The organism is Pedococcus sp. P2_F6, assembly GCF_056403675.1.
Map to the genome: position 1 here is coordinate 1,114,483 of NZ_JBFUEZ010000001.1, position 19,107 is coordinate 1,133,589.

18 protein-coding genes and 1 pseudogene are annotated in these 19,107 nt (G+C 65.9%); 10 read left to right on the forward strand and 9 right to left on the reverse strand.

Features of this window, described 5'->3' with window-relative positions; genetic code table 11:
• Window positions 1-78 precede the first annotated feature (78 nt).
• From AC1DWP_RS05275 to AC1DWP_RS05295, 5 genes are all read left to right on the forward strand, one after another.
• On the forward strand, window positions 79-3,171 hold the full coding sequence (locus AC1DWP_RS05275) for a DEAD/DEAH box helicase (protein ID WP_477613440.1): 3,093 nt from the start codon (window positions 79-81) through the stop codon (window positions 3,169-3,171).
• A 315-nt stretch (window positions 3,172-3,486) separates the two neighbouring features.
• Entirely contained in the window at window positions 3,487-4,104 is a 618-nt protein-coding gene (locus tag AC1DWP_RS05280) for a TetR/AcrR family transcriptional regulator (protein ID WP_477613385.1), read from the forward strand.
• 47 nt (window positions 4,105-4,151) lie between these two features.
• Complete coding sequence (locus AC1DWP_RS05285; RefSeq protein WP_477613386.1) at window positions 4,152-4,877, forward strand: maleylpyruvate isomerase family mycothiol-dependent enzyme; 726 nt, start codon at window positions 4,152-4,154, stop codon at window positions 4,875-4,877.
• 328 nt (window positions 4,878-5,205) lie between these two features.
• Window positions 5,206-5,598, forward strand: coding sequence for a cupin domain-containing protein (locus AC1DWP_RS05290; RefSeq protein WP_477613387.1), 393 nt, complete (start codon window positions 5,206-5,208; stop codon window positions 5,596-5,598).
• A gap of 372 nt (window positions 5,599-5,970) precedes the next feature.
• Window positions 5,971-6,195 carry a hypothetical protein gene (locus AC1DWP_RS05295; RefSeq protein WP_477613388.1) on the forward strand — a complete coding sequence of 75 codons (225 nt, stop codon included), beginning with the start codon at window positions 5,971-5,973 and terminating at the stop codon, window positions 6,193-6,195.
• 253 nt (window positions 6,196-6,448) lie between these two features.
• Here AC1DWP_RS05295 and AC1DWP_RS05300 read toward each other — a convergent pair whose 3' ends face one another.
• The 4 genes and pseudogenes from AC1DWP_RS05300 to AC1DWP_RS05315 form a co-directional block, all read right to left on the reverse strand.
• On the reverse strand, window positions 6,449-7,741 hold the full coding sequence (locus AC1DWP_RS05300) for an MFS transporter (protein WP_477613389.1): 1,293 nt from the start codon (window positions 7,739-7,741) through the stop codon (window positions 6,449-6,451).
• Complete coding sequence (locus tag AC1DWP_RS05305; RefSeq protein WP_477613390.1) at window positions 7,699-9,072, reverse strand: MBL fold metallo-hydrolase; 1,374 nt, start codon at window positions 9,070-9,072, stop codon at window positions 7,699-7,701. Before AC1DWP_RS05305 ends, AC1DWP_RS05300 begins: the two co-directional genes overlap by 43 nt.
• A 32-nt stretch (window positions 9,073-9,104) precedes the next feature.
• Window positions 9,105-9,458, reverse strand: coding sequence for a cupin domain-containing protein (locus AC1DWP_RS05310; RefSeq protein WP_057378039.1), 354 nt, complete (start codon window positions 9,456-9,458; stop codon window positions 9,105-9,107).
• A gap of 21 nt (window positions 9,459-9,479) precedes the next feature.
• Window positions 9,480-10,252 (reverse strand): annotated as a pseudogene (locus AC1DWP_RS05315) (methyltransferase domain-containing protein).
• 108 nt (window positions 10,253-10,360) lie between these two features.
• Between AC1DWP_RS05315 and AC1DWP_RS05320 the strand changes: the two are divergent.
• A complete protein-coding gene (locus AC1DWP_RS05320) occupies window positions 10,361-11,023 on the forward strand; it encodes an ArsR/SmtB family transcription factor (protein WP_477613391.1) in 663 nt (220 codons plus the stop codon).
• Window positions 11,024-11,178: 155 nt separating this feature from the next.
• Here AC1DWP_RS05320 and AC1DWP_RS05325 read toward each other — a convergent pair whose 3' ends face one another.
• Window positions 11,179-11,598, reverse strand: a complete 420-nt coding sequence (locus AC1DWP_RS05325; protein WP_477613392.1) for a Cif family virulence factor — start codon at window positions 11,596-11,598, stop codon at window positions 11,179-11,181.
• 350 nt (window positions 11,599-11,948) lie between these two features.
• Here AC1DWP_RS05325 and AC1DWP_RS05330 point away from each other — a divergent pair, with 350 nt between their 5' ends.
• Window positions 11,949-12,245 (forward strand): antibiotic biosynthesis monooxygenase, encoded by a 297-nt coding sequence (locus AC1DWP_RS05330; RefSeq protein ID WP_477613393.1) that lies wholly within the window; start codon window positions 11,949-11,951, stop codon window positions 12,243-12,245.
• 229 nt (window positions 12,246-12,474) lie between these two features.
• Here the strand turns inward: AC1DWP_RS05330 and AC1DWP_RS05335 are convergent, their stop codons facing one another.
• Both AC1DWP_RS05335 and AC1DWP_RS05340 read right to left on the reverse strand, forming a co-directional pair.
• A complete protein-coding gene (locus AC1DWP_RS05335; protein WP_477613394.1) occupies window positions 12,475-13,587 on the reverse strand; it encodes a TIR domain-containing protein in 1,113 nt (370 codons plus the stop codon).
• 91 nt (window positions 13,588-13,678) lie between these two features.
• A complete protein-coding gene (locus AC1DWP_RS05340; RefSeq protein WP_477613395.1) occupies window positions 13,679-14,680 on the reverse strand; it encodes a serine hydrolase domain-containing protein in 1,002 nt (333 codons plus the stop codon).
• Between the two features lie 556 nt (window positions 14,681-15,236).
• Here AC1DWP_RS05340 and AC1DWP_RS05345 point away from each other — a divergent pair.
• The 3 genes from AC1DWP_RS05345 to AC1DWP_RS05355 all read left to right on the forward strand — a co-directional run bounded on the left by AC1DWP_RS05345 (window position 15,237) and on the right by AC1DWP_RS05355 (window position 18,007).
• Window positions 15,237-15,539: a putative quinol monooxygenase gene (locus AC1DWP_RS05345; RefSeq protein WP_477613396.1), complete on the forward strand. Its 303-nt coding sequence runs from the start codon at window positions 15,237-15,239 to the stop codon at window positions 15,537-15,539.
• A 41-nt stretch (window positions 15,540-15,580) separates the two neighbouring features.
• Window positions 15,581-16,333, forward strand: a complete 753-nt coding sequence (locus AC1DWP_RS05350) for an AraC family transcriptional regulator (protein WP_477613397.1) — start codon at window positions 15,581-15,583, stop codon at window positions 16,331-16,333.
• 762 nt (window positions 16,334-17,095) lie between these two features.
• Complete coding sequence (locus tag AC1DWP_RS05355; protein ID WP_477613398.1) at window positions 17,096-18,007, forward strand: ATP-binding protein; 912 nt, start codon at window positions 17,096-17,098, stop codon at window positions 18,005-18,007.
• A gap of 174 nt (window positions 18,008-18,181) precedes the next feature.
• Here AC1DWP_RS05355 and AC1DWP_RS05360 read toward each other — a convergent pair whose 3' ends face one another.
• Window positions 18,182-18,640 carry an SRPBCC family protein gene (locus tag AC1DWP_RS05360; protein ID WP_477613399.1) on the reverse strand — a complete coding sequence of 153 codons (459 nt, stop codon included), beginning with the start codon at window positions 18,638-18,640 and terminating at the stop codon, window positions 18,182-18,184.
• Between the two features lie 246 nt (window positions 18,641-18,886).
• The coding region (locus AC1DWP_RS05365) for a hypothetical protein (RefSeq protein ID WP_477613400.1) at window positions 18,887-19,107 on the reverse strand (221 nt) is incomplete at its 5' end.

Genomic DNA, 19,107 nt, shown 5'->3' on the forward strand with positions numbered 1-19,107 from the left:
GCCAGCGCATTTCGGGATTGACCGGACATTGCCGCACCCGCCTGGCAAGCTGCCCCCGTGACGGGGAACGACGAGAGCCTGCTGGAAGGCTTGTATGAAAGCCTTATCACTCGCGGCCTCGACGCCAGACTGAGCAGCACTGACGACCGAACAGTCGACCGCGCATCGATAGACGAAGCAGATGAGCCTGAGGTCCTGGCTCGGCACGTGCGGGCGGTTGCCCTGCGCGCATTCCGGAGTGAACGAAACCCTGAACGCCGGCTGGAACTGGTCAACTCGATCATCGAACGCTTCGGCGACTCCGAGGATCTCTTGTCCGGCGGCCCTCGCCACCTGATGTCTGTCAGCCGTCATGCCAGGCCCGGCGTGCCTGCTCAGTCCTCTATGGAGCGGCCATCCACTCCGCTGTCCGATGCCGCCCTGCTGACGAACGCGCAAGGCGAACCCGGAATGGGACACGAGGTCCGCGCAGAGCTCGCGAGCGCCGACCGCGTGGACGTCATCATGGCGTTCGTCAAGTGGTACGGACTAAGGCTGTTCGACGACAGGCTCAAAGCTCTTCACGACCGCGGCGTGCCGGTTCGCATCATCACCACGACATACATGGGTGCGACGGAACGGGAGGCGCTCGATCGACTGGTGCGTGATTTCGGTGCGCAGGTCAAGGTCCAGTACGACGCTCAGCGAACCCGACTCCACGCCAAAGCGTGGCTATTCCGCCGCAACACCGGCTTCGACACGGGATACGTCGGCAGCAGCAACCTGTCCCGCGCAGCCATGCTCGACGGCGTGGAATGGAACGTTCGGCTGTCGTCGATCGCCACCCCCGCCTTGCTCCAAAAATTTGGCGCCACGTTCGACAGCTACTGGAACGACAGCACTTTCGAGACCTACGACCCGGATACCGACCGCGACCGGCTCGACGACGCATTGGCGGAGGCGTCAGGCCACAAGACCCATGACAGGGTGACGCTCACGCTGTCCGGGCTGGAGGTGCGGCCCTACCCCTACCAGCAAGAGATGCTCGACCAGCTCGAAGTCGAACGCGTCGTGCACGGGCGACACCGCAACCTGCTGGTCGCCGCCACTGGCACCGGCAAGACCGTCGTGGCAGCGCTGGACTATCGACGCCTGGCCGAGGTCGCGCCTGCCCTCCCACGGCTCCTCTTCGTCGCTCACCGACGCGAGATTCTCCAGCAGTCCATGCGGACCTATCGCGAGGTTCTCAACAACCCAGACTTCGGCGAGCTATACGTCGGCGGCGCGCGGCCAGAGCGCTGGGAACACGTCTTTGCGTCGGTCCAATCGCTGACCTCGTACGACGTCCAGAACATTCCGCCCGGTTCCTTTCAGGTCGTGGTGGTTGACGAGTTCCATCACGCCCAGACGACGACCTACCGCCGGATCCTGAACCACCTCAACCCGCGCGAGCTGCTGGGCTTGACCGCGACTCCGGAACGCGGGGATGGGCTGGATGTGCGCACCTTCTTCGATGGTCGCGTCGCTGCGGAGCTTCGGTTGTGGGACGCCCTCAAGGCTGACCTACTCACCCCCTTTCACTACTTCGCAGTCGCAGATGGCGTGGACCTCACCCGCGTCGACTGGAGGGCCGGTGCCTACGACGCGATGGAGCTCTCTAACGTCTTCACCGGAAATGACGCTCGCGCTCGCGTCGTCCTGAAGACCGTGCAGGACAAGGTCGCCGACCTGACATCCATGAAGGCCCTTGGGTTCTGTGTGTCGCGGGACCACGCCCACTACATGACCCAGGTCTTCAACGACGCCGGCATTCGGGCAGCGACAGTGCTCGGGGATACCTCGACGGATGACCGCGACGGAGCCATCGCGAATCTTCGGAATGGATCTGTCCAGGTCGTCTTCACCGTTGATGTATTCAATGAGGGCGTCGATATCCCTGCCATCAATACGGTGTTGTTCCTCCGACCGACTGAGAGCTCGACGGTCTTCCTCCAGCAGCTCGGACGCGGGCTTCGTCGGGCGAAGGACAAGGCAGTGCTGACGGCGCTGGACTTCGTAGGTCACCACCGCAAGGAGTTCAGATTCGACCAGCGCTTCCGTGCGATGACCGGCAGCACTCGAGCGCAGCTCGTCCGCGATATCGAGCATGGCTTCCCCTTCCTGCCTGCGGGGACGGAGATTGTGCTCGATCGCCAGAGCCAGGAGCTGGTTCTCGAGAACGTGCGCAGTCAAGTGGCTAAGCGTTGGACAACGCTCACCTCCGAGTTGCGCGCTCACTCCACGGACAGTTTGAGCGACTTCCTCGCGGAGTCTGGCGTTGAGCTATCTGACGTGGTCCGAGGCGACAGGTCATGGACGAGGCTGCGAAGGGACGCTGGGCTCTCCGTCGCCGCCGGCGGCCAGTGGGAGTCGGCCCTCCTCAAACGCGTTCGCGCCCTTACCCACGTCGACGACCCGGACCGTGCCTCCGCATACCTCCGATGGCTGGCTGATGACGCGCCGCAATACGAAAGCGCCGATGCGGCCCTTCAAGCCTTTGGGCGGATGCTGTTCTTTTCACTGTGGCCCGACGGTGGCGGCTTCGAGTCATACTCCGAAGGCCTAGCGGCCTTGCGCGCGGAACCTGCTGTGCGAGACGACCTGCGGGAGGTCGTTGCCCTCGGGCTAGCAAATGCGGAGCGTGTAAGCCTGCGTCCGGGAGGGGGACTCGCCCTCCGCCCACTGCGAGTCCACGCGCGGTACACCCGAGAGGAACTCGTCGCCGCCCTCGACTACGTCTCGATCGATGGTCGCAAGCCGAACAGCTTCCGCGAGGGCGTTCTGTTCGCGCCCGCCGCCAATGCGGACGCGTTCCTGGTGACGCTTCACAAGTCTGAGGCCGACTACTCCCCCACGACGATGTACCAGGACTACGCCCTCAGTCCCGAACTGTTCCACTGGGAATCGCAGTCGGGCACCACAGTCGGCTCAAAGACCGGTCAGCGCTACCTACATCATCACTCGCAGGGCAGCCATGTCCTCCTCTTCACACGGCCAAACAAGGTGACGGAGTTCGGCTCCGGAGCGCCGTACCTCTTCCTGGGCGAGGCCGACTACGTCGAGCACCGAGGCGAGCGTCCAATAGGCATCACTTGGCGCCTGCGAACTCCTATGCCCGCCGCCGACTTCGCTGCCGCCAGCGTCGTCGCATGATTCGCGACCTCACATTTAGGACCTACACATGCTTGCAGGCTCCGAGCCACGTTTAGCAGGGTCAGCTCGTCCCCACGGGGCCCTCCGGCGGCCGCTGCTTACCGCCCACAATGGGCGGGTCCCGCGCCGCTGCCTACCGCCCACAAAGACGCGCCCGCGGCAGACAGCGCTGTGCCGCAAGAATCGTCCAGCAAGGGATGCGATGCGGCCCTGACCAGTCGCGGCCCAGGGGTGGTCACTTGGTCGTAGCCCAATTGACGAGTCGTCCATCCAAGGTGTTGACGAGAGGTACATCCCAGGTGCATTCTCCTAACTATGTTAGGAGAACCGAACAGCGATAGACTGTCGCGGCGTCGTCAAGCCACGCGAAACGAGATCCTCGAGGCCGCGTGGGCGGTGGTTCGGCAGTCGGGCTGGTCCGGGCTTACGCAGCGCAGTGTTGCGGAGCGGGTGGGTATGCGCGCTCCCTCGCTGTACGGCCACTTCGACTCCAAGCTCACGATCATTGATGCGATGTTTGGCCAGGCGTGGGCGGAATTCGACGCGACCGCCGCGGCGCAGGAGCCCAATCTCCCTGATGACCCTCGAGCAGCGTTGCTGGCTGCGGCGACGACGTGGCTCGACGCGATGGCGGCGGACCCGGAGCGGAACGCGCTGATGAATCAGCGACCCGTCCCCGGCTTCACGCCGAGCGCCGAATCCTACGCGTTCGCAGTCCAGGCGATCGAGCGCTTGTACCGTCTCCTGAACCGCTTGGGCATCACCGACCCAGACGCCGCCGACCTGTGGACGGCGACCCTCGCCGGTCTGGCCAGTCAGCAGAACGCCAACGATCCCGGGGGCGAGCGTTGGCGGCGCCTTCTGCCCCGGGCTGTCGACATGTTTCTCACCGAAGTCAGACCTGGTGCACCACGGAGGAGGAAGACCCCATGAACGTGACAGACCATCAACAGGCCGGAACTGGGCCGCGTTATCCACGAATGGATCGCGATGCGGCGATGCGGCTCGCGACGACGGAGTACGAGCGTTTCCTTGACCTGCTGCGCTCACTGTCCCAAGACGACTGGACCAAGGCCACCGACTGCCCGCAATGGGATGTCAGGGCGATAGCGGGCCATACAACCGGGATGGCCCTCATGGCGACAGGCCTGAAAGAGACGCTGAGGCAGTCCCTGGTGTCCAAGCGTCGCGGCGGCCCAGCACTGGACGCCCTCACTGCCCTGCAGGTCGAGGAGCATGCCGACCTCACCACGGATGAGCTGGTTGATCGGTTTGCGGTGATCGGTCCCCGTGCCGCACGTGGGCGGCGACGAACCCCGGCCCTGGTGCGTCGAATGAAGTTGCCGGATCCCCAAGACGTCGCCGGCAAGACCGAGCGCTGGACGAACGGATACCTCATCGACACGATCTTGACCCGGGACCCATGGATGCACCGAATGGACATCTGCCGAGCGACAGGGACCGCACCGGTACTCACACCCGACCACGACGGTGTGCTGGTTGCCGACGTCGTCGAGGAGTGGGCCGACCGGCACGGCCGTCCCTACCGGCTACACCTCACGGGCCCGGCCGGTGGCAGATTCTCCAAGGGCGAGGACGGGCTCGAGCTGACTCTCGACGCCGTCGACTTCTGTCGAGTCCTGTCCGGACGCACCGCCGGGCACCTCATGACGAGCCACCTGCTCAAGGTGATGGTGCCCTTCTAGGACACCCCTGAGCGAACCAAATCAGACAACGACACACACCTGCACGGGACAGATCAACCACGGAAGTGTCCTCAACAGCATTGACGGATATTCCCAGCACGACGTCCTCCCTGCCGGTGCCCCCCCTTTTCACTGACCGCAGTTCCGCCTAATGACCAGCAAGGAGACACGAATGAGCCTCACGGAGCCTCCGGCAACACTCACGCAAGCAACTGCGGGAGGACGGGCACTGCCCCTGACCGTGCTACCCACCCCGCATGGGCCAGACCGATCCATCGGGTCCATCGGAGTCGGGTTTCGGCTGACAGGTGACCAGACGGGGGGGCAGATGGCCATCGTCGAGCACCCGTTCCCCGTCGGAGCCCTTGTCCCGCCTCACGTGCACACCAGAGAGGACGAGTTCTCGATCGTCACCGCCGGTGAGATCGGCTTCAGGTCGGGACCGGACGAGGTGGTCCTGCAAGCCGGCGGCTACATCAGCAAGCCGCGAGGTGAGGTGCACACCATGTGGAACGCCGGTACGACTGAGGCACGGATGATTGAAGTGATCACGCCAGCCGGTTTCGAACGCTTCTTCCTCGAGCTCGCCGAGATCTTCGAGACGGGCGACCCGGATCCGGCGACGCTTGCGCCCTTGGCCGCATCCTACGGACTCTTCTTTGACCCCACCTGGGTCCCGGAACTGATGGAAAGGCACCACCTGAAGTCACCCTTCGGATAGAGGCGGAGCGCGGCGGTGCAGCCACTGCGCGCAGCCGGCACAGACCCCGACTTCCATATGGGACCAGAACCGGATCAGATCCCGCTCCTAGACGCATTCCCGCAGCACCAGCAGAACAGTCGGTCGACCTGTTCATGCTCCTGCCACGTTGGTCCAAATAGACAAGCTCCTGCGAAAGTCGTTGAGCGCGGACGCCACCACCACGTGCTCGTGATCGAGGCCGACGTGCAGTGGGGCAGGTCCTCCAAGTCTTCCTCACCGACCACGGGTCCATGACCGCGTTGCCCGCACCGGCACGAAGGCCCTGGTCGTGAGCCGAGAGGCGCCGCCCGACTTGCTCGTGCTCGACCTCGGCTTCTGACGTCGGCGGGCATGAACGTCGTGGAGCAGCTGCGTCACGATCAGCGGCTGCGGTCGCTTCCGCTGGTCGTCAACGCCGGCAGGGAACTCGACGAGATTGATTGGCTCCGGCTCCGTCTGGACGAGACCCGGTTCGTCATCAACGGACGTGAGCACTGGCCGATTTCGTACGCCAAGGTGATCGGCCTCTTCGCACCCCCTCACCACGCCTGTGTGAGAGGGTGCGTGACCTCGTGACCGAGTCTGGTTGCGGCCTGGGGTCGGTGCGGACGGTCGAGAGACAGAATGCATTGGGTCAGTAGTACGCAGCGCGAGCACTCGCCGCGTCCCCTCGGATTGCTCGAAGTCGCGCGAAGTGGGAAACCAGCAGCGGCCTTCGCCGAGCAGGGCTCACAGCCTTGCGGCTCCTTCGTCGCAAGGCTGTGAGCCTGGGCGGGACACCGTCCCATGTCGCAGTTCTTCGACTCGCTTGGTCAGAGTTGCTCGAAAGCTAGCGGTCATGCTGTGAAGTGGCGCACGTTTCGTACATGCGTTTGGCGACGACGAGCCCCGATGCGGCGGTCAGGGCGGCAATCGCCCAGATCGCCGGGCGGATACCGAAGGTGTCGGCCAGTACGCCGGTCAGCAGCGCGCCGACGGCGAACCCTAGGTCCCGCCAGAGTCGGTAGACGCCAACGGCGCGTGCTCTCCAGCCGGGGTGGGCGACGTCGCCGATGCTGGCCAGCAGGGTGGGATAGACCATGGCGGTGCCGATGCCGAGCAGCACGGACGCTAGGGCCCACGGGACCGGCGAGTTGGCTGTCGCGATGGCCATCAGAGCAGCCGCTTGAAGGAGCATGCCCCCGGCGATGAAGCGCTTGCGGCCCCAACGGTCTGACAGTGCCCCGGTGACGAGCTGTCCCACCCCCCAGACAGCGGGATAGAGGGAGACGAGCAAGCCGGCCTGAGTGAGGCCGATTCCGGCTGAGATGAACAGAACGGGGAACAGGCCCCAGGCGAGCCCGTCGTTGAGGTTGTTGACCAAGCCGGCTTGGCTGGCCGAGGAGAGGGCGGGCTCACGGAAGCTGGTCAGGCCCAACACCTGCCGGTTGGTGAGGTCGCTGGTGGTGGGGTCCTCGGCGGCCTCGTAGGCGGCATGCGGACGAGTCTCCCGGACCCAGAGCGTGGAAAGGCCCAGGCCGAGCGCGGTGTAGGCGACGCCGAGCAGGAACGGCTCGGGCCGAAGTCCGTGGTGTGCCGCCATGTTGCCGGTGAGCAGGGCCGTCACGGCGACGGCGAGGTAGCCCGCCGACTCGTTGAGGCCCATGGCCAGGCCCCGGTTTCGGGGACCGACGAGGTCGATCTTCATGATCACCGTGGTGGACCAGGTCAGCCCCTGGCTGATGCCCAGCAGAACGTTTGCGCCGACAACGATCCACCACTCGGGGGCCCAGATGAGCAGCAGGGGGACGGGGAGGGCGACCAGCCACCCGGCGACCAGGACGGGCTTTCGCCCGTATCGCTCAGACCAGGTCCCGGCGAAGTAGTTGGTGCACGCCTTGGCCAGGCCGAACGCGAGGATGTAGGTCAGCGCCGCAGTGTAGGAGTCGAGCCCAAACTCCTGAGTCGCAAGGAGCGGCAGGACGGTGCGTTCCTGGCCCAGCGTTCCGCCGACCAGAGCGTTTACGGCAACCAGCAGAGCAAACTGGGCAGCGTTCGCTCGCACACCGAAGACGGGAGACGCCGACCCCCCTGCCCGTCTCACGGGCCGCTGGCCAGGTCCTCGCCGTGGGCGGTGGCCCATTGCTGAGGGCTGCCGACAAAAACGGCGACCTGGGTGAATCCCGCCCTTGACAGCAGAGACGCTGCTCCCATCGCACGTTCGCCGTGCCCGCACATGACCACGGTTGGCACGTTGGCGAGGTGGCCGAGCACAGGGGGGAGGTCGCCGAGCTCGATGTTGAGGGCACCAGGGACGTGTCCGGCTCGGTACTCGGCCTCCTGACGGATGTCCAAGACCCGCACGGTGGCCGCGGCGCTCATCCCGGCGCTTGCCTCGACCAGCGGCACTGAATGGGTCGGCAGGAATGCGGCGGACCAGGCCTCTTGGCCGCCGGCCAGTTCGCCGATGATGTTGTCGTAGCCGATCTTGGCGGCCTGCCAAAGCACCTCCTCGACGTTCTGGTCGGGTTCGCGGAGCACGACGAGTGGTGTGTCGTTGGGTGCGAGCCAGCCGAGCCAGCTCGCGAACGCGGGCCGTAGCGGGATCGAGAGGGCGCCCGAGGGGTGTCCGGCGGCGAAGGCGGTCACTGGGCGGACGTCGACGATCATGGCGCCCGCGGCCTGCGCCGCGACGGCCGCCCGTGGTGTGAGCTGCTCCAGCCCGAGCCGACGGGGCAGGATCGCTGGTCCGCGCCGGTTGATCTCGGCCAACCGCAGGAAGTAGGGCGGGAACGAGCCGAGCCCGGCGAGCAGCCGAGCGACGAACGCGTTCTCGTCTGCGGCGGACAGCAGCGGGTTGTTGGCCCGTTCGGCGCCGATGGTGCTGGTGCGGGCGGAGCCGCCGGGTGCGGCGCAGAAGGAACCAGCGCCATGAGTTGGCCACACCTCGACGTGGTCGGGAAGCTCCAGGAGTCGGTGCACCGACCGGTACTGAGCCCGGGCGAGCTCAATCGTGCGGTCAGGGTCGACAAGATCGGTTCGTGCAACTGCTCCGACCAGCAATGAGCCCCCGGTGAAGACCGCGACAGGGTGGTCGCCATCCAGCAGAAGGTAGGACAGGTGCTCGTCGGTGTGCCCTGGCGTTCCGAGGGCGCGCAGCCGCAGCCCCCCGAGGTCGAAGTCGTCACCGTCGCTCAATCCGTGGTGGTCGTACCTGCGGTTCCCGGCGGCCGAGGCCAGCACCGTCGCGCCCGTAGTCGCAGCGAGCTGACGGGAACCGGAAAGGAAGTCCGCGTGCAGATGGGTGTCCGCGGCGACGGTGACGCGAAGACCCCGGGCGTCAGCGGCCGCCTGCAACGCACGCAGGTCACGACTGGGGTCGACGGCCAGGGCGCAGCCGTCGCCGAGGTCGACCAGGTATGCCGTGTTGCCCAGTCCCTGGTCGGCCATCGGGAGCGTAAGGGTTTGCGTCATGTGCTGTCCGGCTCCATCTGCATGTCAACCCCTCAGCTGGGCTTGGCATAGGCCTTGATTCCGGTGTCGAGCAGGACACAGGGCTCGTCGCCGTCGGTCCACGCGTCGTGCCCGGGGTCAAGGTCTACGACGTCGCCGGGGCCGATGGAGACCTCGCTGCCGTCGTCGAACCGGACGGTCATCTTTCCCGAAAGGCAGATTCCCGTGTGGTGGGTCTGGCAGGAGTCGGTGCCCGCGATGGGCTTGACGTCGTTTGACCAGCGCCAACCTGGTTCGAACACGCCGCGACCGAGAGTGAAGTCGCCGAGGGTGACCACATCCAGGTGGCCGTGAGCCTTGAAGGGGCGCTGCTCGTGCGGGGTGTCGATGTTCTGCTTGTCGGACATGGGTTCCTCCGGTGGTGTGGGTTAATCGGTGGTCAGGGTGGCGAGGATGGAGATGCTCTTGACGCCGTACCTGGCGCTGGCATTGCGGGCCTGGTCGGATATGAACGCGTACGCGTTCTCGCGGTGACGGGTGATGGTGAAGCCGGCCGACTCGATGGCCTCCAGGTACCGGTCCTGCTGGGCCGCGCCGCCGATGCAGGATGCCCACAGGTCGGCGTTGCAGATGATGGAGTCCTTGAGCTGTTGCTCGCTGATGATGTCCGCGATCACGAGCCGCCCGCCAGGCTTCAGGACTCGCGCGGCTTCGGCGAACACCGCCTTCTTGTCCGGACAGAGGTTGATCACCCCGTTGGAGATCACGCAGTCCACGGTGCCATCTCCAAGTGGGATCTCCTCGATGTGGCCGTCCCGGAACTCGACCTGAGCGAAACCGGCTCGTTGGCCAGCCGGCGTGCCTTGTCCAGCTGCTCGGCGGTGAAGTCGACCCCGTACACGAGCCCGGCGGGGCCCACCAGCCGCGCTGCGTAGAAGGCGTCCATCCCGGACCCGCTACCCAGGTCGACCACGGTCTCACCGACCTTGAGGTCGGCCAAGTCGAAGAAGAAACCCACACCGGCGAATGACTCGACGGCGCCAGCCGGTAGCTCCGGGAGCCGGTCCGCGTCGTACCCAGCGCGCAGAGCGACCGGTTCGCCGAGCTCGAAGTGGAAGCGGTCGTGGGGCTGCTGCGCCACGTGCCGGTACATGTCCTTGACCTTGGCCTCGAGCGTCTTCGTGTCCACGGTGGTGATCATCGTCTCGCAACCTCCCCGGGCATTCAATGGTTATCTTGAATAGAACTCCGCTAGAGTAGCGATTGTCAAGAGGCTTGTTGAATACGCTGGTGCGCAGAAAGGGACAAGATGCCGGAGCCTGGTGCAAAGGCCGCTCTTTACGACGCCCTGGCGGAGTCAGCCAAGGCGCTGGCCAACGGGCGGCGCGCGGAGCTGGTCGATGTCCTGTCTCAGGGCGAACGGTCCGTCGAGGAGCTCGCCGAAGAGATCGACCAGAGTGTGGCGAACACCTCCCAGCACCTCCAGCGGCTGTTGCGCGCGGGACTGGTCCGGTCCCGCCGTGAAGGCACCCGGATCTACTACTCGCTGTCCACTGAGCTGGTCGGTGAGCTATGGCGCACCATGCGGCGATCCGCCGAGGAGCACGTCGCGGGCCTCGAGCAGCTGGCCGCGGACTATCTCGGCGATCGGACCAAACTCCGCACGATCAGCCGTGACGACCTGCGCGCACGGCTGCGCGACGGCGACATCATCGTGCTCGACGTGCGCCCCGAGCCCGAGTACGCCAGCGGCCATATCCGTGGCGCTATCTCAATCCCGATCCACGACCTGCGGGCACGCCTCGGGGAGATCCCCGACGGCGCCCAAGTTGTCGCTTACTGCCGTGGCCCGTACTGCGTCTATGCGGACGAGGCAGTCCGGCTGCTCAGCAGGCAGGGCTTGACCGCCGCGCGACTCGAAGACGGCTTCCCCGAGTGGAACGCGGCCCGCCTCCCGGTCGCCCGCCCCTAGGAACCACGGTTCACCGACCAGGCCGCGAAGCAGAAGTCCACGCCCAATAGGCACAAAGATTCTGAGCAACTCACACCCTCGTCACCCAGTCCACCCAATACGCGAAGCCGTCCCTGCGGACCACGGATGTGGTACATCGTCACGGCTGGAGTCGGTCAGATGCGGTTCTCGGGCTGGAATCCCGAGCACAGGAGGTCGATCGACGCGATGCGCTCGCCAGCTTGCAGGTAGGCCTGCTGCTCGATGACGTGCCAGGCATCGTCGCCCCAAGGCGTCGGATGCATGCGAAGGCGCCACGTCACGTGTGGCCTGCCAGCGACCTCGCTGACGGCACCGTCCAGCACCTCGAACTCGAGGGCGCCTCCGAACCAGATCCGAAGGTTCTCGACGATCTGGGCGGCGCCGCGAAACTCGGTGGGTCCGCTGGGAAGCATCGCTCGCATGTTTGCGCCGGCCTCGAAGCAGTCAGGCATGCGGTCGAAGTCCCGCGCGGCCAGAGCCTCCAGAAGCTGGCCGCCGGGCGACCTTCGATCCACCGGGTTCGGCATGACGCGAGTTGCCTTGGTCTCAGTCATGATCAGTACCTCCGACATATTCAAGTGATCCTTTGAATATGATCCATGAACACGGAGTTGTCAAGGAAACCCTTGAATAGCCCCCCTTGGCCATCCGGGCCAGCGGATGCCTTGCGCCGACCAGCCCCACCCGATGAATCTGGCCCGGGCGCGAGGGGCTCGCATGCTGTGCCTGCACACGCCTGGGGGCGGTGAGGGGTCGGTCCTATCGGACCGCCAGCGAGCCAGCGGCGTCCGAGGAACTGGCCCCCAGCTCCCCGAGGGCAGGCTTCGACTGAGCCCGGACACCGCGTCGACGCATACGCTACTTATCGGTTTCCGAGGTGGTTTCGTGGAGGACCCTTGGTGGCATGAACATCCTTACCATCGTGACCGCGAATGTGCACGAGGGCCGCGCCCAGGACTTGATCGCCGCCTACAAGATGTTGCTGGCAGGAAACCTGCCCGACGGACTGCTCGAGACACAGTTGCTTGGCGACGGTAAGGGACACTGGGCGATTCATTCGCGGTGGCGGGACCTCGCCGCGCTTGATGCCATGCGCGCAGCGACCGACCCGCCTGCCGCTCCGATGCTGTTCCGCCGATTCTCGGCCCAGCCGTCCCTGGCAATCATGAATGTCCTGGTCGACAGCCGTCGACTGTCCTGACCAACGCCGTCAGGTCCCGGTACGAGCCAATGGCCCGAAGCCAAGGCGCCTCTTGGCGCCGGGCGTAGGCCTTGCCTACCCTCTCCGATCACACTGACTCCGTCAGACCACCCCGATGAGCGGCATGTTTCAAAGCGCTGCCCAGTCACTAAGCCTGGCGCCCGGAGGTCCGTGGTGGACCACAAGACCTTTCCTCGTGCGGTCCGCGCCGGCGCGAGACGACGATGCCTCAGGAGATCGCGAGCGCCTTCCAGTCCAGGATTCGCTCGGCGATCAGAGTCGCACGAGCCTGATTGTCGCGTCCGTCAAGGACCTTGAGATCATCGATGTCTGCCCTCAGGTAGACGCCGGATGTCCGAGCGTTGAGCGTGAGCTCGTCGTCCGACCGGGTGGTCCAGAAGCCGACGGCGCGGTCTTCCGTCTCAAGCTTGATCTCGCCCGTTCCATGGATTGCCGGTGCGTTCGGGTGACGCGGGCGCTCGCCCTTCCAGGCGTAGAAAATGCCGCCGGGGTCCTTCATCTCCTTGGTCGCCTCGCTCCAGTAGCGAGCGGATAGGGTGCCGTCCTCCTGCCAGGTGCGGCCGTTCACTTCTAGCAGGCGTTCGCGGTCCCGTGAGATCTGCAACAGGCTTACCGCAGAGGGCTCCAACGTGCTTCGCTCGGTCATCGAGAACTGCCACCACAGACCCACGATCCGGGACAGTCCACCGATATCCTCGATCGCCTTCCGCAACTTCTGGTTGACGGACTTGACCTCGGCCGCCTTGGTCGCGTCGCCATACCGGACGCAGGCAAGCCCAAGCAGTTCGGTCGGCAACTTTGCCCCATTGGCGTGCAGGATAAACGTTCGCTCCATACCAAGGACACCGCCAAAAAGGCCCGCCTCGAAGACGACGTTGTCGCGTGGGGAGGCCTTCCCCTGGGCTGCTGCATCGGCGTCGGGAGCGTTGGTTCGGCGCGGGTCCAGTCGTCCTGGGCGAAGACGAAGGCCGCGAAGTCGACCTCGCGAGTCAGCTCGACCAGCCGTCCGAGGGGTCGTGGTACCAGGATTGAAGGTCGCGGTCCACGGCTCGACGTTCGCTACGTCCTTGAGGCCACGGGTCAGAGCCTTGAGCGTCTGGCCTGACTGCCCGACGAGCCCAGGAAGATGCGGGGCTTGGCCATGGGTACTCCCACTTCTCACGTCGACCGGCTCTCTACCGATCAGCGCACCGAAGCAGCCTCGGGCACGGGGCCGGGCGGTTGGCCAGCTGCACTGCCTGCGCCCAGCGTCGTGGCATGGCCATGTCCGTGTCCTGCTCAACGCCAATGAACTGGACCCTCTGGATTGGCGAGCTGCCACCTTCTCAGCGATCGTCAGCTGATGGCGCGACCTGTTGCGTCGTATCGCCGCATGTCGGCAGTCCTGCTCGCGTTCTGTTGGCGCTTCCGGGTTAACCGCCAACAGCAGGCAGGATCGCGTCCGCCACCAGTCCGCGGAGGTGCTCGAAACGAAGGTTGTTTTCGCCAGCTTCGGTGGCGGTCACCACGACCAGGCGCAGGTCGGGGACGACTTCGACGAGCTGTCCTGCGAATCCGACGGCGGCATATGCGTGACGGCCGTTCTCCTTGGTGACCCACCATTGGTACCCGTAGTTCTCCGAGAATGTGAAACTCGTTCCTTGAGTGGCGACTTGCGCGGTGGTTGAGTCCTTCACCCACGCCTTGGGGACGAGTTGGCGGCCGTTCCACTGGCCACCGTCGAGGTAGAGCTGGCCGAGCTTGGCCAGGTCTCGTGGCGCCATTTTCAGGGCGCCAAAGCCGATCTGGATACCGGTGGGGTCTTTCGGCCACGCGAAGTTCGCCTTGTCGTATGCCGCGATGGCTGCGTGGTCCTCGATGTTCGGCTCGAAGGCGTTGCGGGTGTCGATGCCGAGTGGTTCGAAGAGTCGCGGTCTGGCGTACTCCAGCGCGGATGCGCCCACTGCGTCGGTGAGGATGGCGGAGAGCAGGTGCGATCCAGCGGATGAGTAGGCGAATGCTGTGCCGGGTGGCGTGACGGTGCCGGTCCGCAAGATATTGGCCACCCAGTCTGGCCCGGACATTGAGGCGGGTGGGTCCCCGTTGGGCAGGTCCGGCGGCAGTCCGGCTGTCATCGTGAGGAGTTGGCGCAAGGTGATGGCCGACACGGTCGGATCCATGTCAGCGGCGTGCTGGGGAAGCAACGTTGCCAACGTGTCGTTGAGGGAGTGCAGCCGTCCTTCGGATAGGGCGATTCCAACGAGGGTTGCCATGACGCTCTTGGTGACCGAGTGCACGTCGTGCGACTGCGCCGGCGTGCTGGAGCGGTAGAGCTGCACGATTGGGCGGTTGTCCACGGTGACCAGAACGGCGCGGACAGTGGAGGTCGCTGGGGACAGGATGTTCGACAGGTATTTTTCAGTGGCTGCGGTCAACTTCTCAGGGTGCGGTATCGCGGGCCTTGCGGTGGACGCCCGGCCTGCGCTGACCGACGTCCTGACGTCTGTGGCCGGACCCGTCCCTGCGCAGCCGCTGACCAGGACCACCCCCACCAGCCAGGCGATGACCGACCGGCCCGACCTTTGCCGAGCCGGCATGGGCGGTGCGGCGGATATTTGATTGGCTGAGATCATTCGCGCCTCCAGATCACCAAGTGTCCCGCTGACGTGGGCCGTCGTGAAGGGCCGCCAGCCTGTACCGACATCAGGATCTTGAGGTCGCAGAGCGTTGTGGAGGCGGCGCGCCGTCGCCACTGGTGGCGGGTCCACGAGTTTGCGGCACGTCCTAGTGCGTCGGCCACTCAGCCGCATCAGAGCGAGATCCGGGTTGGTCTTTCGCCGCATGTCGACTAGTCCGCCGATGGCGGTATTCGCGGTGATGGGTGGGTGTGTCCGTTAGCCGTGTGTATGGGTCCGCTGTACGGAGGCGGACCCGGGGTCCTGCAGGCGAGGCTGGAGCAGCCATCCACACCAGCAGCATTTAGGAGACAAAGTGTTCATCGCCATCCTGGATTTCGGGACCTCCGCAGCAGACCGCCCCCTCGCCTTGGACCAGCTCGAAAGCGAGCGGCCCCTGGTCCGCTCGATGCCGGGCAACCTTGCCTTTCGCGTCTACGAGTCGCGCGAGGACGACCGCATCGTGACCGTCGTTCATGAGTGGACTGACCAGCCGTCGTTCGTCGCCTACCTGGCCTCCGACGCCTTCACCCGGTCCAACGCCGTCCTGCGACCGTTGGTCACCGAGGGGCCGGTGAGCCGTCGGTTCCGCGCCGAACTCGTCGAGTCCGTCGCCTGACGGGTACTGCGTCCCTACGATCGGTGCGTGGGAGTCCACCCGTGACCCGTGAGGCGTTTGCGTTCACCCGGTCCTTCGCGCCGACCGGGCCAACCGAGCTGGTCGTCGACCGGCACTACTTGTTGTGTGCTTCCAAGGGCGCACTGCGGCTCGAGGCCCAGGGGCAGCGTTGGTTGCTGCCCCCGGCCCGGGCCGCCCTGCTACGCGCCGAGCGGCCGGCCACGGTCACTATCCCGCAGCCGGCGACGACTGCGTCGGTCCTCTTCCATGTCGACTTCGTGCCACCACCGCCGCAGGACCTCACGGTCTTCGACCTCGACCCGCTGGCTCGGGCACTCGTTGCCGAGTGCGGCGGGTGGCCGGAGGCGGACGAGCCGCTGCCCCTGTACGCCCGGACCATGTTCGCTGCGCTGGCTGCGGTGGTGTGGCGGCTGGCCGAGCGACCCAGCCCCGTCGTCATGCCGGCCGGGCGCTCGACCGAGGTGCGGACCGCGTTGCGGCTGACCGAGGAACGGCTCGCAGATGAGGTCCGGTTCGAGGCCGTCGCGGCTTTGGTCGGGCTCGTACCGCGCTCCCTGGCGCGCCGCTTCGAAGCCGAGGTCGGGATGACCTGGCGTGCCACCCTCCGACGGATGCGGGTCCTGCGGGCAGTCGAACGGCTCGCAGCCGACGACACCCCAGTCACCACGATCGCCCACGAGGTGGGCTACGGCTCACTGTCGGGATTCAACGCCGCCTTTCGCGAGCTCACCGGGAGCACACCATCGGAGTACCGCGCCACGTTCACCCGCTGAACCCTGCAACGAGCGCACCTCGCCGAACCGACCGCTCCAAGCTTGGGGGCAACCAAGACCATGCGGCCACGCCGACGGCCACGCTCCAGGGTCCGGTCGACACGGTCAGGAACGCGCAGCCAAAGGTCTGTCCGCCGCGATGTGAGCGGTGAATATGCCTTCATGGAGCCGACAAGCGGTGTCCCCGCGGCTGGGTGCCGGCTTGTTCCGGCACCGTGTGGCGTCAGTGATCTCAAGTGGGACGGTGAGGACGCTGACGTCTCCGTCATGGCAATCCCAAGACGAGAGTTGGGCATCGTGCGTCCAGGGACCATCGGGTAGATCTGTTTCCCCGTCTGCTGGTGCAGGTGGGCCGACGCCCTCACACTGGGGGCATGGACGTCAAGCGCGCGATGTGTCGTCTTGTTGGTCACCGATGGCACCACCACCGGTCCCCGGATAACGCAGTCAAATCCACCTGCCGCAGGTATGGCCTCATCGAGTTCGGTCACAACGACGGGCCCGATTGGCGCGCCCAGCACATTCCTTCGGGTGGAGGCCCGGCCGGCCCGGGCTGACGGGGGAGTTCTCGTCTTGCTCCGCCGCTGAAAGTGTCCAGCAGACCGATGGTGCGGACCTGACCTGGCTAGGACGCTTTGGGCTTCCCGAGGAGGATTCTTGGCCTATGCCCTCATCAACGTCCCTCCACGACGGTTGTGACGTAGAACCATAGGTACTGGCGCAGGGTTTCGGGCTTGGGTGGGACGTCGGTAGCCTGCGGGAGTGGCGCCTTACGTCGCAGGCAGACCCGTCCCTGAAGGGGAGACGTGGGCGCGGTCCGCGCTCGCCCAGCTGGCCGACGTGCCGGGCGCCTACCGGGCGGGGCTGGCACTCGCGGAAGGCGGTGGGCGGCGGCTGCTGTTCACCGCGAGTGACCGCGATGGTGGAAGCAGCGTCCCGTGGTGCGAGATCGACGCCTATGAGGAGGTCCCGCTGACGCACACCGTGCGCACCGGGGAGGCTGTGCTGGGTTCACTGGCCGAACTGGCTGGCCGTTATGTGCGGTTCGCCGACCGCCAGCCTCCGAACACGCGAGGGGTGGCAACGGTCCCCATCGTCGCGGCCGGTCACATGCTGGGCGGTTTCGCGTTGTTCTTCGACACTTCGCAGCCCTTCGACCAGCCACAGCTGATGGACCTGGAGAACCTGGGGGCGCGGCTTGGCGGGGAGCTCCGCCGAATCCAGCGGGCCACCACCCGTGCCAGCATGTCCCTGGAGACGGAGCCGGTGCCCGAGGGCGCACACGCAGCCACCTACTCCGTGGCTGCCGACCCCCGAGCAGTCGCTCACGTGCGCCACTTCGCGTCCAGAACTCTCACCGCATGGGGCATCGATGGAGCCACGATCGACAACGCCCTCCTGTGCCTGAGCGAGTTGGTCACCAACGCCGTGATCCACACCGATGCCGGCTGCGAGCTTCGCATCGTCCTCGACGAAGATGTCCTTACCACGACCGTCCGTGATAGCGGCTCGAACGTCGTCATCGACCCCAGCCACGTCAGTCAGGACCCGCTGGCCGTCCACGGCCGGGGGCTGCAGCTCGTAGACGCGTTCTCCTCGAGGTGGGGGTCCCAATTGGACGCAGGCGGGATGGCTGTGTGGTTCGTACTCGAGCCGGCGCAGCCATCCCAGTGAGTGCCGTGTCCACCCGTCACCCCGCAATTGCGCCCTGACCAGCCGCGTCAATCCGCCGCCAAGCGGTCAAGCAGCTTGCGAACGTGTTAGCGGATCTGCGAACGGCCTCTGCGCGCTCTCAATCTTCAGCCGTAGGCGACCTGAACTCGACGGGGGCGAACGCGTGCACAGCGGTCAGGGCGTCGGTGGCCGCTCGAGTCTGGCCAGCGCCCTGCGCATGGAAGCAGCGATTGGCTTGCCGCCGGTGAGCTGGATCAGCACGGTGGCCAGCCGGCCGACCATCGAGGTTGGCCTACGGTTCCACGTCACGTGTATGCGGGTGCCGCCGTCCCCTCGGGGCGCGATTGCGGCTGCAACGTAGCTGCCTGGAGCGCAGAAATTGCTCTCCCGAACGGTCCACGTGACCAGCTCACCCGCCGACCAGTCGTAGTGCTCCTTGGCCCAGATGGTCGCCCCGGGCATCTTGCTGCCTTCCTGCACGTCGGCGAAGGTATCGCCAACCGTGTAGACCTCGTAGAGGCTGGGCTCTATGCCCGGCCAGAGCTCCGGCCGTCGATCGGAGAAGTCCAGTAGGGCTGCCCGCACGGCTTCAGGCGGGGCGCTCGTCTCCACGTCCAGTTCGACCTTCGGCATCCCGGCCTCCTTACAACAGGAAGGACGCCGTAAGACAAGCGCCATCCACAACCCCAACGCTACCCGCTGGTGGAGTGAAGGCGAAGGTCTCCTGCCGCTGGAGCAGAGCACGGAATGCACTTTGGGGCCTGGCAACTCGTACGTCATACCGGCTCCTATGCGTCTCAGACCAGGCGGGAGGCAGGCCCACACGGTGGGCCCGGAGCGATCTCGCTCCGGGCCCACCGTTGTTTGACTGGCTGGGGGTTAGCTGCAGCCGCTGGTGCTTCCGCAGCCTTCGCAGACGTAGCAGGAGCCGGCGGGGCGCATCTTGGTGCCGCAGGTGAGGCACATCGGGGCGTCGGCGGAGATGCCCTGGAACTTCTCAAGGAGCTCGGCGGACGAGTGGACCTCGACCGAGACCTCGCGGGCGCTGGCTGCGCCGGCGCCGGACTTCACCGAGTCGGCGTCGAGTGCCTTGCCCTCGA

Bases quoted from the DNA above. Each gene is read 5' to 3' on its own strand.
- AC1DWP_RS05280 (WP_477613385.1), top strand. From the start codon at position 3,487: ATGTTAGGAGAACCGAACAGCGATAGACTGTCGCGGCGTCGTCAAGCC.
- AC1DWP_RS05285 (WP_477613386.1), top strand. From the start codon at position 4,152: ATGGATCGCGATGCGGCGATGCGGCTCGCGACGACGGAGTACGAGCGT.
- AC1DWP_RS05290 (WP_477613387.1), top strand. From the start codon at position 5,206: ATGGCCATCGTCGAGCACCCGTTCCCCGTCGGAGCCCTTGTCCCGCCT.
- AC1DWP_RS05295 (WP_477613388.1), top strand. From the start codon at position 5,971: ATGAACGTCGTGGAGCAGCTGCGTCACGATCAGCGGCTGCGGTCGCTT.
- AC1DWP_RS05300 (WP_477613389.1), bottom strand. From the start codon at position 7,741: ATGGGCCACCGCCCACGGCGAGGACCTGGCCAGCGGCCCGTGAGACGG.
- AC1DWP_RS05305 (WP_477613390.1), bottom strand. From the start codon at position 9,072: ATGACGCAAACCCTTACGCTCCCGATGGCCGACCAGGGACTGGGCAAC.
- AC1DWP_RS05310 (WP_057378039.1), bottom strand. From the start codon at position 9,458: ATGTCCGACAAGCAGAACATCGACACCCCGCACGAGCAGCGCCCCTTC.
- AC1DWP_RS05320 (WP_477613391.1), top strand. From the start codon at position 10,361: ATGCCGGAGCCTGGTGCAAAGGCCGCTCTTTACGACGCCCTGGCGGAG.
- AC1DWP_RS05325 (WP_477613392.1), bottom strand. From the start codon at position 11,598: ATGACTGAGACCAAGGCAACTCGCGTCATGCCGAACCCGGTGGATCGA.
- AC1DWP_RS05330 (WP_477613393.1), top strand. From the start codon at position 11,949: ATGAACATCCTTACCATCGTGACCGCGAATGTGCACGAGGGCCGCGCC.
- AC1DWP_RS05360 (WP_477613399.1), bottom strand. From the start codon at position 18,640: ATGCCGAAGGTCGAACTGGACGTGGAGACGAGCGCCCCGCCTGAAGCC.